This window comes from Flavobacterium sp. I-STPP5a, assembly GCF_009764685.1.
Taxonomy (GTDB): domain Bacteria; phylum Bacteroidota; class Bacteroidia; order Flavobacteriales; family Flavobacteriaceae; genus Flavobacterium.
The window spans coordinates 193,580-209,277 of the sequence record NZ_VHLM01000019.1 but is presented as its reverse complement, the minus strand read 5'-3'; the positions used below and the strand labels follow the sequence as shown (position 1 = coordinate 209,277).

General features: G+C 34.1%; 14 protein-coding genes. 6 read left to right on the top strand and 8 right to left on the bottom strand.

What is annotated here, in order from left to right; genetic code table 11:
* Nucleotides 1-15 precede the first annotated feature (15 nt).
* The 3 genes from lipB to FJV36_RS05140 are packed head-to-tail and all read right to left on the bottom strand — an operon-like array spanning nucleotide 16 to nucleotide 2,297.
* Complete coding sequence (gene lipB, locus FJV36_RS05150; RefSeq protein WP_086453901.1) at nucleotides 16-720, bottom strand: lipoyl(octanoyl) transferase LipB; 705 nt, start codon at nucleotides 718-720, stop codon at nucleotides 16-18.
* Nucleotides 721-725: 5 nt separating this feature from the next.
* Nucleotides 726-1,517, bottom strand: a complete 792-nt coding sequence (locus tag FJV36_RS05145) for a hypothetical protein (RefSeq protein ID WP_158729678.1) — start codon at nucleotides 1,515-1,517, stop codon at nucleotides 726-728.
* Nucleotides 1,518-1,571: 54 nt separating this feature from the next.
* Entirely contained in the window at nucleotides 1,572-2,297 is a 726-nt protein-coding gene (locus FJV36_RS05140; RefSeq protein WP_158729677.1) for a hypothetical protein, read from the bottom strand.
* Between the two features lie 266 nt (nucleotides 2,298-2,563).
* Between FJV36_RS05140 and lysS the strand changes: the two genes are divergently transcribed.
* The 3 genes from lysS to FJV36_RS05125 all read left to right on the top strand — a co-directional run bounded on the left by lysS (nucleotide 2,564) and on the right by FJV36_RS05125 (nucleotide 5,620).
* The gene (gene lysS / locus FJV36_RS05135) at nucleotides 2,564-4,273 is read left to right on the top strand and encodes a lysine--tRNA ligase (RefSeq protein ID WP_158729676.1); all 1,710 of its coding nucleotides are present in this window, start codon (nucleotides 2,564-2,566) and stop codon (nucleotides 4,271-4,273) included.
* 243 nt (nucleotides 4,274-4,516) lie between these two features.
* On the top strand, nucleotides 4,517-4,684 hold the full coding sequence (locus FJV36_RS05130) for a hypothetical protein (RefSeq protein ID WP_158729675.1): 168 nt from the start codon (nucleotides 4,517-4,519) through the stop codon (nucleotides 4,682-4,684).
* A 468-nt stretch (nucleotides 4,685-5,152) separates the two neighbouring features.
* Nucleotides 5,153-5,620: a hypothetical protein gene (locus tag FJV36_RS05125; RefSeq protein ID WP_158729674.1), complete on the top strand. Its 468-nt coding sequence runs from the start codon at nucleotides 5,153-5,155 to the stop codon at nucleotides 5,618-5,620.
* Between the two features lie 85 nt (nucleotides 5,621-5,705).
* Here the strand turns inward: FJV36_RS05125 and hemL are convergent, their stop codons facing one another.
* The 4 genes from hemL to FJV36_RS05105 all read right to left on the bottom strand — a co-directional run bounded on the left by hemL (nucleotide 5,706) and on the right by FJV36_RS05105 (nucleotide 10,768).
* Complete coding sequence (gene hemL / locus FJV36_RS05120; RefSeq protein WP_158729673.1) at nucleotides 5,706-6,992, bottom strand: glutamate-1-semialdehyde 2,1-aminomutase; 1,287 nt, start codon at nucleotides 6,990-6,992, stop codon at nucleotides 5,706-5,708.
* Between the two features lie 28 nt (nucleotides 6,993-7,020).
* On the bottom strand, nucleotides 7,021-7,953 hold the full coding sequence (locus FJV36_RS05115) for a glucosaminidase domain-containing protein (RefSeq protein ID WP_158729672.1): 933 nt from the start codon (nucleotides 7,951-7,953) through the stop codon (nucleotides 7,021-7,023).
* Complete coding sequence (locus FJV36_RS05110) at nucleotides 7,946-8,842, bottom strand: 1-aminocyclopropane-1-carboxylate deaminase/D-cysteine desulfhydrase (RefSeq protein WP_158729671.1); 897 nt, start codon at nucleotides 8,840-8,842, stop codon at nucleotides 7,946-7,948. Before FJV36_RS05110 ends, FJV36_RS05115 begins: the two co-directional genes overlap by 8 nt.
* 90 nt (nucleotides 8,843-8,932) lie before the next feature.
* Complete coding sequence (locus tag FJV36_RS05105) at nucleotides 8,933-10,768, bottom strand: T9SS type A sorting domain-containing protein (RefSeq protein WP_158729670.1); 1,836 nt, start codon at nucleotides 10,766-10,768, stop codon at nucleotides 8,933-8,935.
* Between the two features lie 748 nt (nucleotides 10,769-11,516).
* Between FJV36_RS05105 and FJV36_RS05100 the strand changes: the two genes are divergently transcribed.
* The 3 genes from FJV36_RS05100 to FJV36_RS05090 all read left to right on the top strand — a co-directional run bounded on the left by FJV36_RS05100 (nucleotide 11,517) and on the right by FJV36_RS05090 (nucleotide 14,637).
* On the top strand, nucleotides 11,517-11,690 hold the full coding sequence (locus FJV36_RS05100; RefSeq protein ID WP_158729669.1) for a DUF5522 domain-containing protein: 174 nt from the start codon (nucleotides 11,517-11,519) through the stop codon (nucleotides 11,688-11,690).
* A gap of 214 nt (nucleotides 11,691-11,904) precedes the next feature.
* A complete protein-coding gene (locus FJV36_RS05095) occupies nucleotides 11,905-13,920 on the top strand; it encodes a urocanate hydratase (protein WP_158729668.1) in 2,016 nt (671 codons plus the stop codon).
* Between the two features lie 186 nt (nucleotides 13,921-14,106).
* Nucleotides 14,107-14,637 carry a DUF4136 domain-containing protein gene (locus FJV36_RS05090; protein ID WP_158729667.1) on the top strand — a complete coding sequence of 177 codons (531 nt, stop codon included), beginning with the start codon at nucleotides 14,107-14,109 and terminating at the stop codon, nucleotides 14,635-14,637.
* A 64-nt stretch (nucleotides 14,638-14,701) separates the two neighbouring features.
* Here FJV36_RS05090 and FJV36_RS05085 read toward each other — a convergent pair whose 3' ends face one another.
* Nucleotides 14,702-15,694, bottom strand: coding sequence for a phosphatidylinositol-specific phospholipase C (locus tag FJV36_RS05085; RefSeq protein ID WP_158729666.1), 993 nt, complete (start codon nucleotides 15,692-15,694; stop codon nucleotides 14,702-14,704).
* Between the last annotated feature and the right edge of the window lie 4 nt (nucleotides 15,695-15,698).

Sequence of the window (15,698 nt, the reverse complement as noted above, 5' to 3'; positions counted from 1 at the left end):
TGAACTTTTTAAAGTTTATTCTTTAACCAAAGTACACTCAAAAAGATTTTTAAAATGATGCAGGATTTTTTCTTTTACTTCACTTTCATTCACTTCTTTTACTCCTAGCTCCACATTTAGTGAAGTCACAGCTTTTCCTTTTATACCACAAGGAATAATATTATCAAAATAACCTAAGTCTACATTTACATTCAATGCAAACCCATGCATGGTAACCCATCGCGATGCTCGAACTCCCATGGCACATATTTTTCTAGCAAATGGTGTTCCTACACCAAGCCAAACACCTGTCTCCCCTTCGCTACGCCCACAGGCAAGACCGTATTCTTGTAGCGTAAGAATAATTGACTCTTCTAATAAACGAAGGTACTTGTGAATGTCTGTGAAAAAATTTTCTAAATCGATAATTGGGTAGCCTACTATTTGTCCTGGGCCGTGGTAGGTAATATCACCGCCTCTATTAATTTTATAAAAAGTAGCACCTTTGGCTTCCAATTGCTTTTCAGATAAAAGCAAGTTAGTCAAGTCACCGCTTTTACCAAGTGTATATACATGCGGATGCTCTACAAAAAGAAAATAATTAGGCGTAGTCAATTCAAGTTCCTCTCGACGATTCCGAATTTTTAAATCTACAATACCCTTAAATAATTCTTCTTGGTATTCCCAAGTAGCCTTGTAATCATTATTTCCTAGATCTTGAAGTTGGATTTCTTTGTTCATTTTATTTAATTTTCAAACAGCACTTTAAATCCTAGTTGATCACTATTCTCTTTTAAGTTTTCTATAGGTATCTCAACAACAAAGCTTTTTTTATCTTCTGAAATCTTAGCATCCTTTAATGAGATGCTTTTTATCTTTTTTGGGAAATGATATTCTAAAGAATATTTACATTCCTTAAACATATCCTGCATTTTTTTTGAGAATTCATCATCAGCTTCTTTTTTAGCACTCTTTTTTTTATTTCTAGAAGTAGACACTGCATTTTTTATTTCTTTATTATTCTTATCTAATACTTTCTTTTCAAAACTAGTACCATCATAAACAAACGAAGTTCTATAATCATTCTCGTCCTCTGATTTTTTAGAAACCTTACCTCCTAACCTTTTATCTGATAATGACAAAACCTCAGCACTTTTTAGAGGAGACACCATATTTTTCAAGCTATCTAAAGACGCAAAATCAAATGTCATATTGTATTCAAACAGCTGTTTTTCTTCATTTACTTTTAAATTGATTTTAAAATCCTCAAGTAATTTTAACTGTTCTTTTTCTACGATAGAGAGTTTACCAATGCTATCACTCATTTTTGCAAACATTTCCTTGAATGTAAAAACGGTATCTACATTTTTAGAAACTTTTGTAGAATCACTTTTTGGCCCTCCCATTTTTAATAAAGCAGCCATATCAAAACCATACGAAAATGTTCCTGAACCATTTTCATTTATTACCATTTTCTCTTTTATGGTACAACTCACTATTGAAATGAGAACCAAAAGAAATACTGCTATTTTTTTCATATTATTTTTTTGTTCAAATATACAAACTCTTTACAAAAGAATCCGAACTCATTATTACTCCAAAACCACCTCCAGATTAGTACTGTCTGGATTGTACAGACAATCTGTGATTTTAAAATCTAATTGCAATGATTTTTGATCAGAACTAATTTTAGCATTTGGGTTTGAAACCGATTTTATTTTTAATGGAAACTGGTATTTGAGCACAAAATTTTCTACTAGTTTTAATGAAGCGTAATATTTTTTGTTAGCCTCTACTCTTGCTTGCTCCGTTTTAAGTCTTTCTGGATCTGTGATTTTAACAATCCGTTTGAAAATATTACCATCATAGCTATATTGTACACTAAAATAATGTTCCTCGGCAGCCAATGCATAATTATGAATAATATCGCTTACATAATTTTCAGTTTTTAAAAGGTCGGCCACTTCTTCAACCCCCTTAAATTCTTGCGTAAAAGTAGTTTTGAAATGTTTTTCGATTGAACTCTTTTTTATATGAACCGTTACTGGATTGAATTTTCCGAAAACCTCTTTTTCAAATTTTGTCAGTCTCGAAAAAGTTTCTTGGTTTTTAGCGATGACATCCTTAAAAACATAGGTAGTATCTTGGTATTCTTCTTCTTTAGAATATTCCTCTCCCACTAACAATTGATAGCTTTGCTCATCCCTTAAAACTTCTTGAGTTATTTTACCCGATCCATCACTGTTTATGGTAAGTGTTTCGGTAATTTGACAACTTGTCAATAAAATGAGGCCTATTAAACCTAAGTATTTTTTCATAAGAGTTAGGGTGATATATTAAAGACAAATATACATGAATTATACTACTTTTAGACTCCTGAAAAAATAAATTTTCTAGTATTGCCCTGATAGCAGCGGCATCCTTTTTTTCTTGTAAAAACAAGAAAAAAAGATAGAGCGAATAGCAGGAATAGACGCCAATTGAAAGATGATTGTGTGCATCAAAAAAGAAAAAAAAGGGGCCTTGATAAACTTTAATTTTTAAAACTTAAATAGTATCTTTGCAGACTTAAAAACAGCATATAATGGCATTATCTGAACAAGAAATATTACGTAGAGAGGCTCTCACAGAATTGCGAAACCTAGGCATTGAGCCTTATCCTGCAGCAGAATTTGTTACAACAGTTTACTCAAGCGAAATACTTGCTGACTTTGAAAAATTCGAAGGCAAAGAGGTAGTTTTAGCAGGTAGATTGATGGGAAAACGCATTATGGGGAAAGCTTCATTTGCTGAATTGAAAGATGCCGAAGGACGTATACAAGTATATATTTCTCGTGATGATATTTCAAATGATGAGGAGAAAACGATGTACAATGTTGTTTTCAAAAAATTATTGGATATTGGTGATTTCATAGGTGTGCGAGGTACGGTTTTTAAGACACAAGTAGGTGAAATATCAGTGCATGTTCATGAACTTAGTGTTCTATCTAAAGCACTAAAACCATTGCCTGTTGTAAAAACAGATGCTGACGGAAAAACTTACGATGCCTTTGCAGATCCTGAACAAAGATACCGCCGTCGTTATGTAGATTTGACTGTAAATGATCATGTAAAAGCTACTTTTATTAAGAGAACTAAATTGTTTAACGCTATGCGTTCTTTTTTTAATGATAAAGGATATCTTGAAGTTGAAACTCCTGTTTTACAGCCTATTCCTGGTGGTGCTGCGGCTAGACCGTTTATTACACACCACAACTCACTTGACATTCCGCTTTACATGCGTATTGCAAATGAATTGTATTTAAAAAGATTGATTGTAGGTGGATTTGATGGGGTTTATGAATTCTCTAAAAACTTTCGTAATGAAGGAATGGACAGAACGCATAATCCAGAATTTACTGCCATGGAAATATATGTAGCCTACAAAGACTACAACTGGATGATGAAATTTACCGAAAACCTGCTAGAACACTGCGCAATAGCGGTTAACGGAACTAGCGAAGCTATTTTTGGCGAACATACGGTAAATTTTAAAGCACCGTATGCACGTGTTACCATGACGGATTCTATTAAGCATTTTACCGGTTTTGATATTTCTGGAAAAACAGAAGCAGAATTGTTTGAAGCTGCTAGAGGCATGGGTATTGATGTGGACAAAACCATGGGTAAAGGAAAATTAATTGATGAAATTTTTGGCGCTAAATGCGAAGGAAACTACATTCAACCTACGTTTATTACTGATTATCCAAAAGAAATGTCTCCGCTTTGTAAACAACACCGTGATAATCCAGAACTTACAGAACGTTTTGAATTAATGGTTTGTGGTAAAGAAGTTGCCAATGCCTACTCAGAACTTAATGATCCTATTGATCAAAGAGAGCGTTTTGAGGACCAAATGCGCTTAGCAGAAAAAGGTGATGACGAAGCGAACGGTACTATTGATGAAGATTTCTTGAGAGCATTAGAATATGGAATGCCACCTACGTCTGGATTAGGAATTGGAATGGATCGTTTGATGATGTTTTTAACTAATAATTCTTCTATTCAAGAAGTATTGTTGTTTCCACAAATGCGTCCTGAGAAAAAACAAGTAAAAATTGAGCTTGAAGAAGACGAAAAATTAATTGTAACGCTTTTACAAGTAAATAACAATCAAATGGAATTTGGTTTATTGAAAATCCAATCGCAATTGAGTGGTAAAAAATGGGACAAAGCTATGAAAAACCTTTCTTCTTTAGGAATGACCGAAGTTGTAGTTGATGGTGATGTAAAATCTTGTAGATTAAAAGAATAAGTTGATTAAAAAAATAAAATTAAAAAGGAACTTCATTTTGGAGTTCCTTTTTTTTGAATCAATTTTAATTAAAAATCACATTAAGAAACATTCACAGGTGCAACTACAACTACAAAAATAGCTGAACTTCATACAGTTGCTACGCCACTTTTTTCGTTACTAACACACAAACGGCTTGACTAACACAAACCGTACAATTGCCGCGTTACTAGTCTATAATTAATACTGACAATATTTCCTGAGTTGAGCAATACAACGATTGCAACACTACAAGTTGAAACAGATAGATTACCTGCGTTGCTGGTAATAAAAGTGTTATTACTTGACAAATCTGTAAACTTTACATTTAGAGCAACTGTTGCCACCATCATATTGTTTAGATCATCCTTATTAAGTGAAATGGCTTTCTAAGACAAAACACTACGCTTGGTAAGGAAGCAAAACTTAAATTAAGTCGGTTTTTTATTTTCAAATAGGTTAGACTTTTGAAAGTGACTTCATTTCACAATTAAAAAAATATTACAAAAAAAGATCCTAAGGTATTTTTAGCATCCCTAACACAGAACTACTTCCCTTTATCACACTAAAAATTTTCTTTACTTAAGAGAATTTTAAAAAATAAAGTCTTATGTAAATTTTAAATACACTTGTTTTGACCATTCGTCATTACATTATACCATATACTTCACATTTTTCATTTGTACATTCATAATACACAAAATCACTATTGCTGTATCAATTAAACCACAGCATATAACTCGCTCTAAAAGACTTACAACTCATTAATTTTCAACACTTAAAAATAATAAATTTTTGTTAAGTATTAAACTTTTTTGTTTTGCATTTGTCCTATAGCAATAAACTTTAAAACTAAAAAAAATGAAAAAATTATTGATTGTAATGGTTTTGGCTTTTGGAATAACAAGTCAAGCGCAAGAAAGAAAAACAAGAACTGAGGGTGCTAAAATGGAACGTATGAGTACCGATCAAAAAAGAGCCTTACAGGTCAAGAAAATGACTCTGGAACTAGATCTTAATGCATCTCAGCAAAAAGAAATTAGTTCACTTCTTGTTGAACAAAGCACTAAACGTGAAGCGCTGCTTGCTGATAGAAAAGCAAACAAAACGGCAGAAAAAAAACAACTAACATCTAATGAGCGTTTTGAGCTTAAAAACCAAATACTAGACAATCAAATTGTGATGAAAGAACGAATGAAAAAAATTCTTTCAAACGAGCAGTTTAAAAAATGGGATGCTTCAAGAACAGAAAGACACCAGCGAGCTGCTAAAAGGCTAGCGTATCAGCATGGTAAAAAAGCAAATAGATTAGAGTCTCACAGAAAATAAAAACTTATTTTATAAAAAATGCCCCAAATAGTATAAACTTTTTTGGGGCATTTTTATGTAAATATTATTTACGTCAAACCTTTTTTTAAAAAGTTTTAGACACTTTATCAATGGCTTGAATGGTAAAATCTAGATCCTCATACGTAAGCGCATCGGTAATAAACCAAGTCTCATACGCTGAAGGTGCTATGTAAATTCCTTCTTGGAGTAAGCCATGAAAGAATTTCTTGAATGTTTCATTATCTCCTTTTGCAGCTGTTTGAAAATCTACCACTGCGTTTTCATCAAAATGTACTGAAATCATAGATCCAATGGTATTTATTGTAAAGACCACGTTGTTATTGCGCAAAACTCTATCTATTCCTGCTGCTAAGTAAGTTGTTTTGTCTTTTAATCGATTAAACACGTCTCTATCTGCATCTAAGGCTTGTAACATGGCTAATCCTGCGGCCATTGCCAATGGATTTCCAGACAAAGTTCCTGCTTGGTAAACAGGACCTAATGGCGCAAGATAATTCATAATTTCTGCACGTGCTGCAAATGCTCCTACGGGTAAACCTCCGCCAATAACTTTTCCAAAACAAACAATATCTGAAGTAACTCCAACAAGTTCTTGAACTCCGCCTGCTGCAAGTCTAAAACCGGTCATTACTTCATCAAAAATAAGTAGGATTCCATTATCTGTACACAATTGGCGTAAGCCCTCTAAAAAACCATCTTTAGGTGGAATACAACCCATATTACCCGCCACAGGTTCAACAATTATAGCTGCAATTTCATTTGGATTTGCAGCAATTAATTCAGCTACATTGGATAGATCATTGTATCGTGCTAGCAAAGTATCCTTAGCCGTTCCAGCGGTTACCCCTGGACTATTAGGAGAACCAAATGTAATAGCGCCACTTCCTGCTTGGATCAAAAAAGAATCCGAATGGCCATGGTAACAACCTGCAAATTTGATGATTTTATCTCTTTTTGTATACCCTCGCGCTAAACGAATTGCACTCATACAGGCTTCTGTTCCTGAATTCACAAAACGAATTTTATCAATATTAGGTACCATTTTTATGGCCAAAGCAGCTATTTGGGTTTCAAGCTCAGTTGGCATTCCAAAAGAGGTTCCTAATTTTGCTCTTTCAATTACAGCTTCAACGACAGGCTCGTACGCATGGCCTAAAACCATTGGTCCCCATGAATTGATGTAATCTATTAGTTTATTTCCATCTTCATCAAACAGGTAGGCACCTTTGGCACTTTTTACAAAAATAGGCATACCACCTACTGCTTTAAAGGCACGAACAGGAGAATTGACACCTCCAGGAATTACTTTTTCTGCTTCAGCAAAAAGCTGACTACTTCTTTTATATAACATCTAATGAGTACTAATTATGTGTTTATACTTATTTTACAATTAACCGCTGACCAATAGCGAGTGCGTTTTCAGTGAGATTATTTTTTTGTTTTAAATCCTCTACTTGTAAGGCAAATTTCTTTGCAATAGAATATAAAGTATCTCCTTTTTGAACTTCATAACTTTCAGAATTCCAAGAAACCGAGTCGTCTTTTACAACATTCAATTCATCTGTGATTTCCTTAATTTTAGCATTTGAATTAATCCCTAAAACCAAATCATCGTATTGATGCAATTGATACCTTTCTATATATGAAATTAATTTATCAGGATATTTAGGATCTGTGGCGTATCCTGCTTCCCGTAAACCTCTGGCCCATGCTTTGTAATCGCCTTTTTGGTTTTCAAATAATTTAGAATACCTACTTCTACTGGTTAAAAAGAGTGCATGATCTCTAAAAGATTCTGAAGGATTATCGTATTTTCTAAAACATTCCTGAGAGGCATCATCATCGTGATTTACGGTTTCTCCTGTCCAACCTACATGGCATTTAATCCCAAAGTGATTGTTAGCACTCAAGGCCAAATCACCATTTCCGGCACCAGATTCAAGAACACCCTGAGCAAGAATGATACTCGCTGGAATACCATAATTTTTCATGTTCCCCATAGCTATGTCCTTGTATTTTGACACGTATAACACAATTACATCACTGGTAACTATAGTTTTTGAAGTAGAAACAATTACCTCTTTTGGTGTGTTATTTACAGTCTCTTTTGTTTTTTTTGTTGTGGTAGCTTTAGGTTTTGTTGGTGCTATAATAACTGTTTTTTTTACTGGTATATTGGTTTCCGGTTTTGTTTTTATCGTAGTTTTTAGAACTGGCTTTGCATTTGCCTTTTTTGTAATTATCACTGGCTTAGCTGTATTGCAACTTACAAGAGCAAGCAATAAAAGTATTATTATATTTTTTTTAAACATGTATATCAATAGTTGGTAATTGTTTGTTTTTTAATTTGATATTCATTCCCTGAATGCCTTGCAATCCTCCTGTATGGATCATTAAAATTTTTGAATTTTCGGGAAAATAATTTTTCTCCATCAAATCAAGAACACCATAAACCATTTTTCCTGTATAAATAGGGTCTAGAGGTATTTTAAAATCAATGTAAAACTGATTGATAAATTGTATTAAAGTATCATTTACCTTGCCATACCCCCCAAAATGATAGTCTGTTTGTAATTCCCAATTTTTATTCGATACAAAATTACAAATTTCCTCTTTCAAAAAATCACCTTTTAATGCCGGAAAACCTAAAACTTTTTGATGTGGAAAAATACTGTTTATAAGGCCTGAAACTGTCCCACCTGTTCCAACGGAGCAACAGATATAATCAAAACAACAATCCTCCTCGTTTAGTATTTCCTGACACCCTTGTATGGCTAGTGAATTTGTTCCGCCTTCTGGAATCAAATAAAAAGCACCCCATTTTTTGGTCCATTTCGCTAGATTTTCTGGTTCATTCTTGTGCTGATACTCTGCTCTTGAAACAAACTCAAATTCCATTCCGTATTGCTTTGCAAAAGCTAATGTGGGATTTAAAACCGTTTGGTCCTTTAATTCATCTCCTCGAATAATACCAATAGTTTTAAAACCACTTTCATAACCAGCATACGCTACTGCGGCAATATGGTTTGAAAATGCGCCTCCAAAAGTGAGCAACCGCTTTTCTTGAAACTCTTTGGCCGCTAGGATATTGTATTTGAGCTTTCTAAATTTATTTCCAGAAACAAATGGATGCAACAAATCTTCTCTTTTGATATACAATTCGATGGAATTAGAGAACTTCTTAACTACCTTTTGATTCAAAATATTAGATTTTAATACAAAGGTAAAACTAAATTGTATAAAAAAATGCAACCTTACTCAGATTGCATTTAGAATTTTAACACATCAAATCTAATTTTTGACAATTATCTTTTTTCCGAAATTTTTACTGTCTTTTGTTGTCAACTTAACAATATAAACACCATCTCCATAACCGGCTGTAGAAAATGTAAAAGTTTCCTGATCTCCCAAATCATCTTGAGCAAAAATCAATTTCCCTGCAACATCGTAGATTCCGCAAGTAGCTAATTCTATCGAGTTTGGGTTGCTAACTGTTAAGCTTTTTGAAGGATTATTTTGAAACACAAAGAAATCCTCTTTTGCAACTGCATCAACCCCTAATGTTTTATTATCTTTAAATGTAATTTCAAACTGTGTATTATTTATTCCAGTAGGTAGTTCCATTTCATGAAAACTATTTTTGATGTCGTGATAAGTATCTTTTATTTTGTCATGCAAAAAAACAGCATTGACATCGGGAAAATTGATGATTTCCTTAACAGTAATTTTAAAAATAGTTTTTTTTGTATTTCTAAAACCAATTGGAATTTTTTTATTGACGTCAAAATTAGTGACATTAATAACGTATTCTAAATTCTCAATTAGAAAATAAACATCCGCTGACGAACTATCACGACTAGACATAGCATCCATAGCACGATCTGCACCATCTGTAGCCGCTGGAACAAAGGCTAGCGCCAATTGTCTAACACCCTGATTATTCATTAAAGCATTCAAGCGAATTTGAGGAGTTTGAGCAATACTAACTGTCTTATAATCAAAACCTGAAGTTGATTTAATCATAGACAAATACTCCTGTTCACTATTGATCCTTGGTTCGTTTATTGATTTTTCAAACTCGGAATTATTTGCTAAACCTTCTTTTACATAAATTCGATAACTATTTTTCATTTCAACGCTTCCATTTACAACTCCACCTATCAAAAACCCCTGTCCAATTGGAGAAAATCGTCTTTCAAAAGCCCCACCTAATCCTGTTGATGATCCAGGATTGCCAGATCCATCATAGGAATAAAAAGTAGCTGGAACATAAACACCAGTTCCACCCCTAGCCACAGGAGAATAAGCGCCATAACCACCTTTGTAATCAGCAATATAGTGTGAGTTTACTGACTTGTCTTGTTCCCAAAAGTAAGCTACTCCAGTGCAATTTGTTTGTTCTATTAAAAAAGCAGCAAGATCTATTGCTGATGGGTAAGGATTACCCGTCAATGTAAATTGCGAGGCTCCTACAGGTATTGTTATGGTACCGTCATTTGGTTTTCCTCTAAAATCATAACGCTGTTTACTCCCTGGATTGTTTTGAACTCCATTTACAGTTATTGCATTTGTCCCCGAAGTCCCTTTCATTGTAAATCCTTCACCTGCATTTATAGTTGCTGCCGCACCTACTGCCAACCAACTCGCATAAGTCGATGAACCTAATAATTTATTGATCCAAAAAGGGGCAATTCCAAGCGGGCTTGCAGTGCCATTATAATTATTTGTGGCTAAAATAACTGGATTGTTAAATCCTATCAAACTCGTAACATCCTTAAGTTGGGTGATAGAAAAAGCTGAATTCCCAGCGGTCGCAAGACTTGATCCTACTGGTGAACACCAATAATTATAATGAAAATTATTAGTAGATCCTTCTTGAAAAACTGACAAACTCCCCAATCCGCTATTACCACTACTAGTTGTAGATCCTTGCAAAAGTTGTGCACTATCCCTTAAATAGAAATTACTAGTAGCTGCATTGAGCTCTACTTGCTCTTTTACATAAACCACCTCATTTGTAGCAAATACATAACTATTTGGACTCACATAAAGTTGTGCCCTACTTTCATTTTGAAAAAAAATGAGAAGAAAAAAGAAAGCTCCTTTTTGAAGTATTGATGTGTTCATAAGCTTTTAAATTAAGAGATATTAAATTTCTTTTTTTTATAAAAACAGCTCAGCTAATTTGTTTCGAAATCTTAGAAGAAAATATATGAAGCAATAGCATGAAACAGAATTTTATTTTATAAAGTTACAAAAAAAATAAAATACAAACCGATAAAAAAGCCGATAAAAAGTACAAATAATCGACTAAATGCATTTTTTCGGTTTAAATACTGATTTTTCTCTCAATAAAATAAACGAGCCTAAACAACAAAAACACCTGTAATTCACCTCTGTTTTTGAAAGAAAAAATGAAAGTGCGCATAAAAAAGTACACTATCTAAAAATAAATTTTAAAAAATTAAAGAAAGTACGTTTTTTTAAGAAGTTTAAATCCTGTTCATGCCTATAGCATTCCCGCTCAAAAGAAATATTTTTGTAAGCGAGATAGCTATTTTTGTAATACAGCAATCGAATGCAATACTCTAAAAGATACCAAATAAAAAAAGGCAAAACAAGTAACTCGAGTTGTTGCCTGATATGTAAGCGTTCATGATTAAGTAAAATTGGATTTTCTTTATCTTCCTTGAATTTAACTATCACAAAAGGAAAAATCGTTAATCCACGATATCCTTTTGGAATTAAATATTTAGACACAATCAAAAACATTCGTACTAAAATTTATAAATTTGTAAACAAACAAAATACTCAAGAAATACTACTTTGAGAACTTGTAAAATTATATTCTCCTAAATAGCATCTAAAAAAAGGAATGAGCCAAAGTAATGAAAATAAATTGATAGAAGGGGAAGATTTTTATTATACCCCAGAAGGATATAAATGTTTTACCGAAAAACACCACCTTAAACGAGGCTATTGTTGTAAAAATAACTGCAGACATTGTCCTTACGGATTTGATAAAAAAACAGGAGTCAATAAAAAGTAATCGCATTTTAGAATCTAAACCACAAACACACTAAAGTGTCTGTTAAAAAAATACATAAACAAAATGGATATTTGTTCACAGAAATATAGAATCAAAATTCACAAATCCTACCACAGGTCGGATATTCGCTACCCTTAGTTGTTTCATTTTTATATAAAAGGTTAATGCGTCTTTAACAAATCAGCACATAAAAATTAACGAAACAACATTAAAAATGACTTTTCAAGAACAAATAATACAAGGAATTCCTTCGGTTTTACCAAATCCAAAACCGTATGACAACGAAATAAATCATGCTCCAAAGCGAAAAGAAATCCTTTCGGATGATGAAAAAAAATTAGCACTAAAAAATGCTTTGCGCTATTTTGAACCTCAACATCATGCTGAATTACTTCCTGAATTTAAAGCTGAGCTCGAAACTTACGGTAGAATCTACATGTACCGTTTTCGTCCTGATTATAAAATCTATGCACGGCCAATTCAGGACTATCCTGGAAAATGCGAACAAGCAAAAGCCATCATGTTGATGATTCAAAATAATTTAGATTATGCCGTAGCGCAGCATCCACATGAATTAATTACGTATGGCGGTAACGGAGCAGTTTTTTCAAATTGGGCGCAGTATTTATTGACCATGAAATATTTGGCAGAAATGACCGAAGAGCAAACATTATCCATGTATTCTGGTCACCCAATGGGTTTGTTTCCATCGCATAAAGAAGCACCAAGAGTTGTAGTTACAAACGGAATGGTTATTCCAAATTATTCTAAACCTGACGACTGGGAAAAAATGAATGCTTTGGGCGTTTCTCAATACGGACAAATGACAGCCGGAAGTTACATGTATATCGGTCCACAAGGAATTGTTCATGGAACTACCATCACGGTTTTAAACGGTTTTAGAAAAATAAAAAAATCTCCAAAAGGAGGTTTATTCGTTACTTCTGGACTTGGCGGAATGTCTGGCGCACAACCAAAAGCCGGAAATATAGCAGGATGCGTAACGGTTTGCGCCGAAGTAAACCCAAAAATCACCCACATTCGTCACAGTCAAGGTTGGATAAATGAAGTGATTGAAAACATTGACGAATTAGTACCAAGAGTAAAAAAAGCCTTAGCAAATCAAGAAGTGGTTTCCATTGCTTACCTTGGAAATGTAGTTGATGTTTGGGAACATTTCGATATAGAAAATTTGCATATCGATTTAGGTTCCGATCAAACTTCACTCCACAATCCTTGGGCTGGTGGTTATTATCCAATTGGATATACCTTCGACGAGTCGAATGATCTAATGGCAAACAATCCTGATAAATTCAAAGAAGAAGTTCAAAAAACGTTGCGCCGTCATGCTGATGCAATCAATAAACATACTGCCAAAGGAACGTATTTCTTCGATTATGGAAATGCCTTTTTACTAGAAGCTTCTCGTGCTGGAGCTGATGTATTAAAAACAAAAAACCTTGCTTCTCCTTCTCCTTCGGGGAAGGGCAGGATGGGGCTCGATTTCAAATACAACAGCTACGTTCAAGATATAATGGGCCCCATGTGTTTCGATTACGGGTTTGGACCATTCCGATGGGTTTGTGCCTCAGGAAATCCTGAAGATTTAGCAAAAACTGATAAAATTGCCTGCGATGTTCTAGAAGAAATGATGAAAAATTCTCCTGAAGAAATCAAACAACAAATGGCGGATAACATTCAATGGATTAAAGGCGCACAAGAAAACCAATTGGTTGTTGGTTCACAAGCCAGAATTCTTTATGCTGATGCCGAAGGACGAATTAAAATCGCCGAAGCTTTCAATCAAGCTATTGCTCGCGGAGAAATTGGCTATATTATTCTAGGTCGTGACCACCATGATGTTTCAGGAACCGATTCACCTTATAGAGAAACTTCGAATATTTATGATGGTTCTAGATTTACCGCTGATATGGCCATTCATAATGTGATTGGGGATAGTTTCCGTGGCGCTACTTGGGTGTCTATTCACAACGGCGGCGGTGTGGGCTGGGGCGAGGTTATTAATGGTGGCTTTGGTATGGTTCTTGATGGTTCCAAAGAAGCTTCTAAACGTTTGGCATCTATGTTGTTCTGGGATGTCAACAACGGAATTTCTCGTAGAAGCTGGGCACGTAACGAAGGAGCAATTTTTGCTATCAAACGCGCTATGGAAGTAGAACCTTTACTAAAAGTGACCCTTCCGAATGCTGTTGAAGATTATTTGCTATAACACAAGATTTCCTTAGAAATCTTGGTAACAAATCCGTTTTTTGAAAGGTACTGGTGGTTTTAAACTAAACATTTTGATAGTTATAATCGAATGTTAAAAAAACTATCTTGAACTGAAAATAGATTATTTTGCAGCATAAAGCGAGAATCATAATAGATAATAGATAATAACTTAAACAATATCCATATGAAACCTATATCATTATTTGCCTTAGTGCTAGTTGTTTTTTTTAGTTCTTGTAGTTCCGTTAGAGTATATTCGGATTACGACAAAAATGTAGATTTTTCTCCTTACAAAACCTATGCGTATTATAAAGCGGGTATTGATAAAGTAGACATTTCTGATTTAGACAAAAAACGTATTTTGAGAGCCATTGACCAACAAATGGCAGCCAAAGGATTTACTAAAAGCGAAACGCCTGATTTGTTAATTAATATTTTTACTAAATCGAGAGAACAAGTCAATGTGAACCAGTTCAACGCTGGCTGGGGTTACGGCTGGGGCTGGAATCCTTGGATGATGGGTGGTAACCAGACCACCGTTTCTACCTCTACCGAAGGCACCTTGTTTATCGACCTCATCGATGCCAAAAAGAAAGAAATGATTTGGCAAGGTGAAGGTATTGGAACCTTAACTAAAAACACGGATAAAAAAGACGAAGTAGTAGCTGAATTTGTTGGAAAAATTTTAGCACAATATCCTCCTGTAAAAAAATAAGAACAATGCCTACTAAATAGTAGGCATCGTTTTTTTTATAATTATCTAGAATTTTGAACCACTATTAGAAATTTGTTTTTACGATCAAACTATTTCTATCAGCCACGGCAAAATCCATGATTATAACTCCAAACCTTCCTTTGGTATTTGTTTGGAAGAATGAAGTCAATTTTGGATTTATTGCGTTAGCCACTGTATTGATATTAGGGATACCAAAAAGTCCTGCTTTGTATCCACTACAGTAGTTTAAGTAAAGTTTATTATTATTGCTAGCTGCGTTTTTGGCTTCTTCTGCCAACCCTTTAATCAAATTAAATTTAGTATCATTATTAGGTACTTTGTATTGATCCTGCACTTTAATTGGCTGAACACCAGAGATATCAAAAACAGTATTATCTCCCCAAGAAGATGCATCTATGCCTTTAGTATTATTTGTTGAAAAACGTCTTAGCAAAACAATTTTACCTTTTGCTTGACTCAAAGTAGGTATAGTTGAACCTAAATACCAAATGTTTGCATTTTGGTTTACATACGAGTCAAAAGTTGCTTCGAAAGAGCGATTATTCCCAGAAGGATCATATTCTTCTTTCACAGACATAATAATAGTTTCCGAGGGATTTTGAGCCAAAAAGGCAGAACAGCTTTGCAATACATTGGTAAAATTCAAATTTTGATAGACCGATCCGTGATGTATTGTGAAATTGTTCTCAAAATGACGGCAGCGTATATCTAAATACCTAACACCTGATGCAAGTTGTTCATCAAGAGTTAAATTTTGACATTTCGCAGTTCCTGAAAAGGTTTCAAATCTAGCACCAGAATCATGAGTTCCGGGCATTGATATTGCTGTTAATTTCAAATTTTGATCTAGTGCACTCATCCAATTCGACGTCGTGTAAGTTGCCGTTTTGGAAGTTAATTGCTTTACATCGTTTTTACTAGTACTTTTTACCGCTTCATTTGCCTGAAGGTCATCGGCTAGATTTGAATCACATGATACAAACAGGAATCCAAACGCAAATAATAAAATCGTTACTCTTTGAACATAATTTTTCATAAAT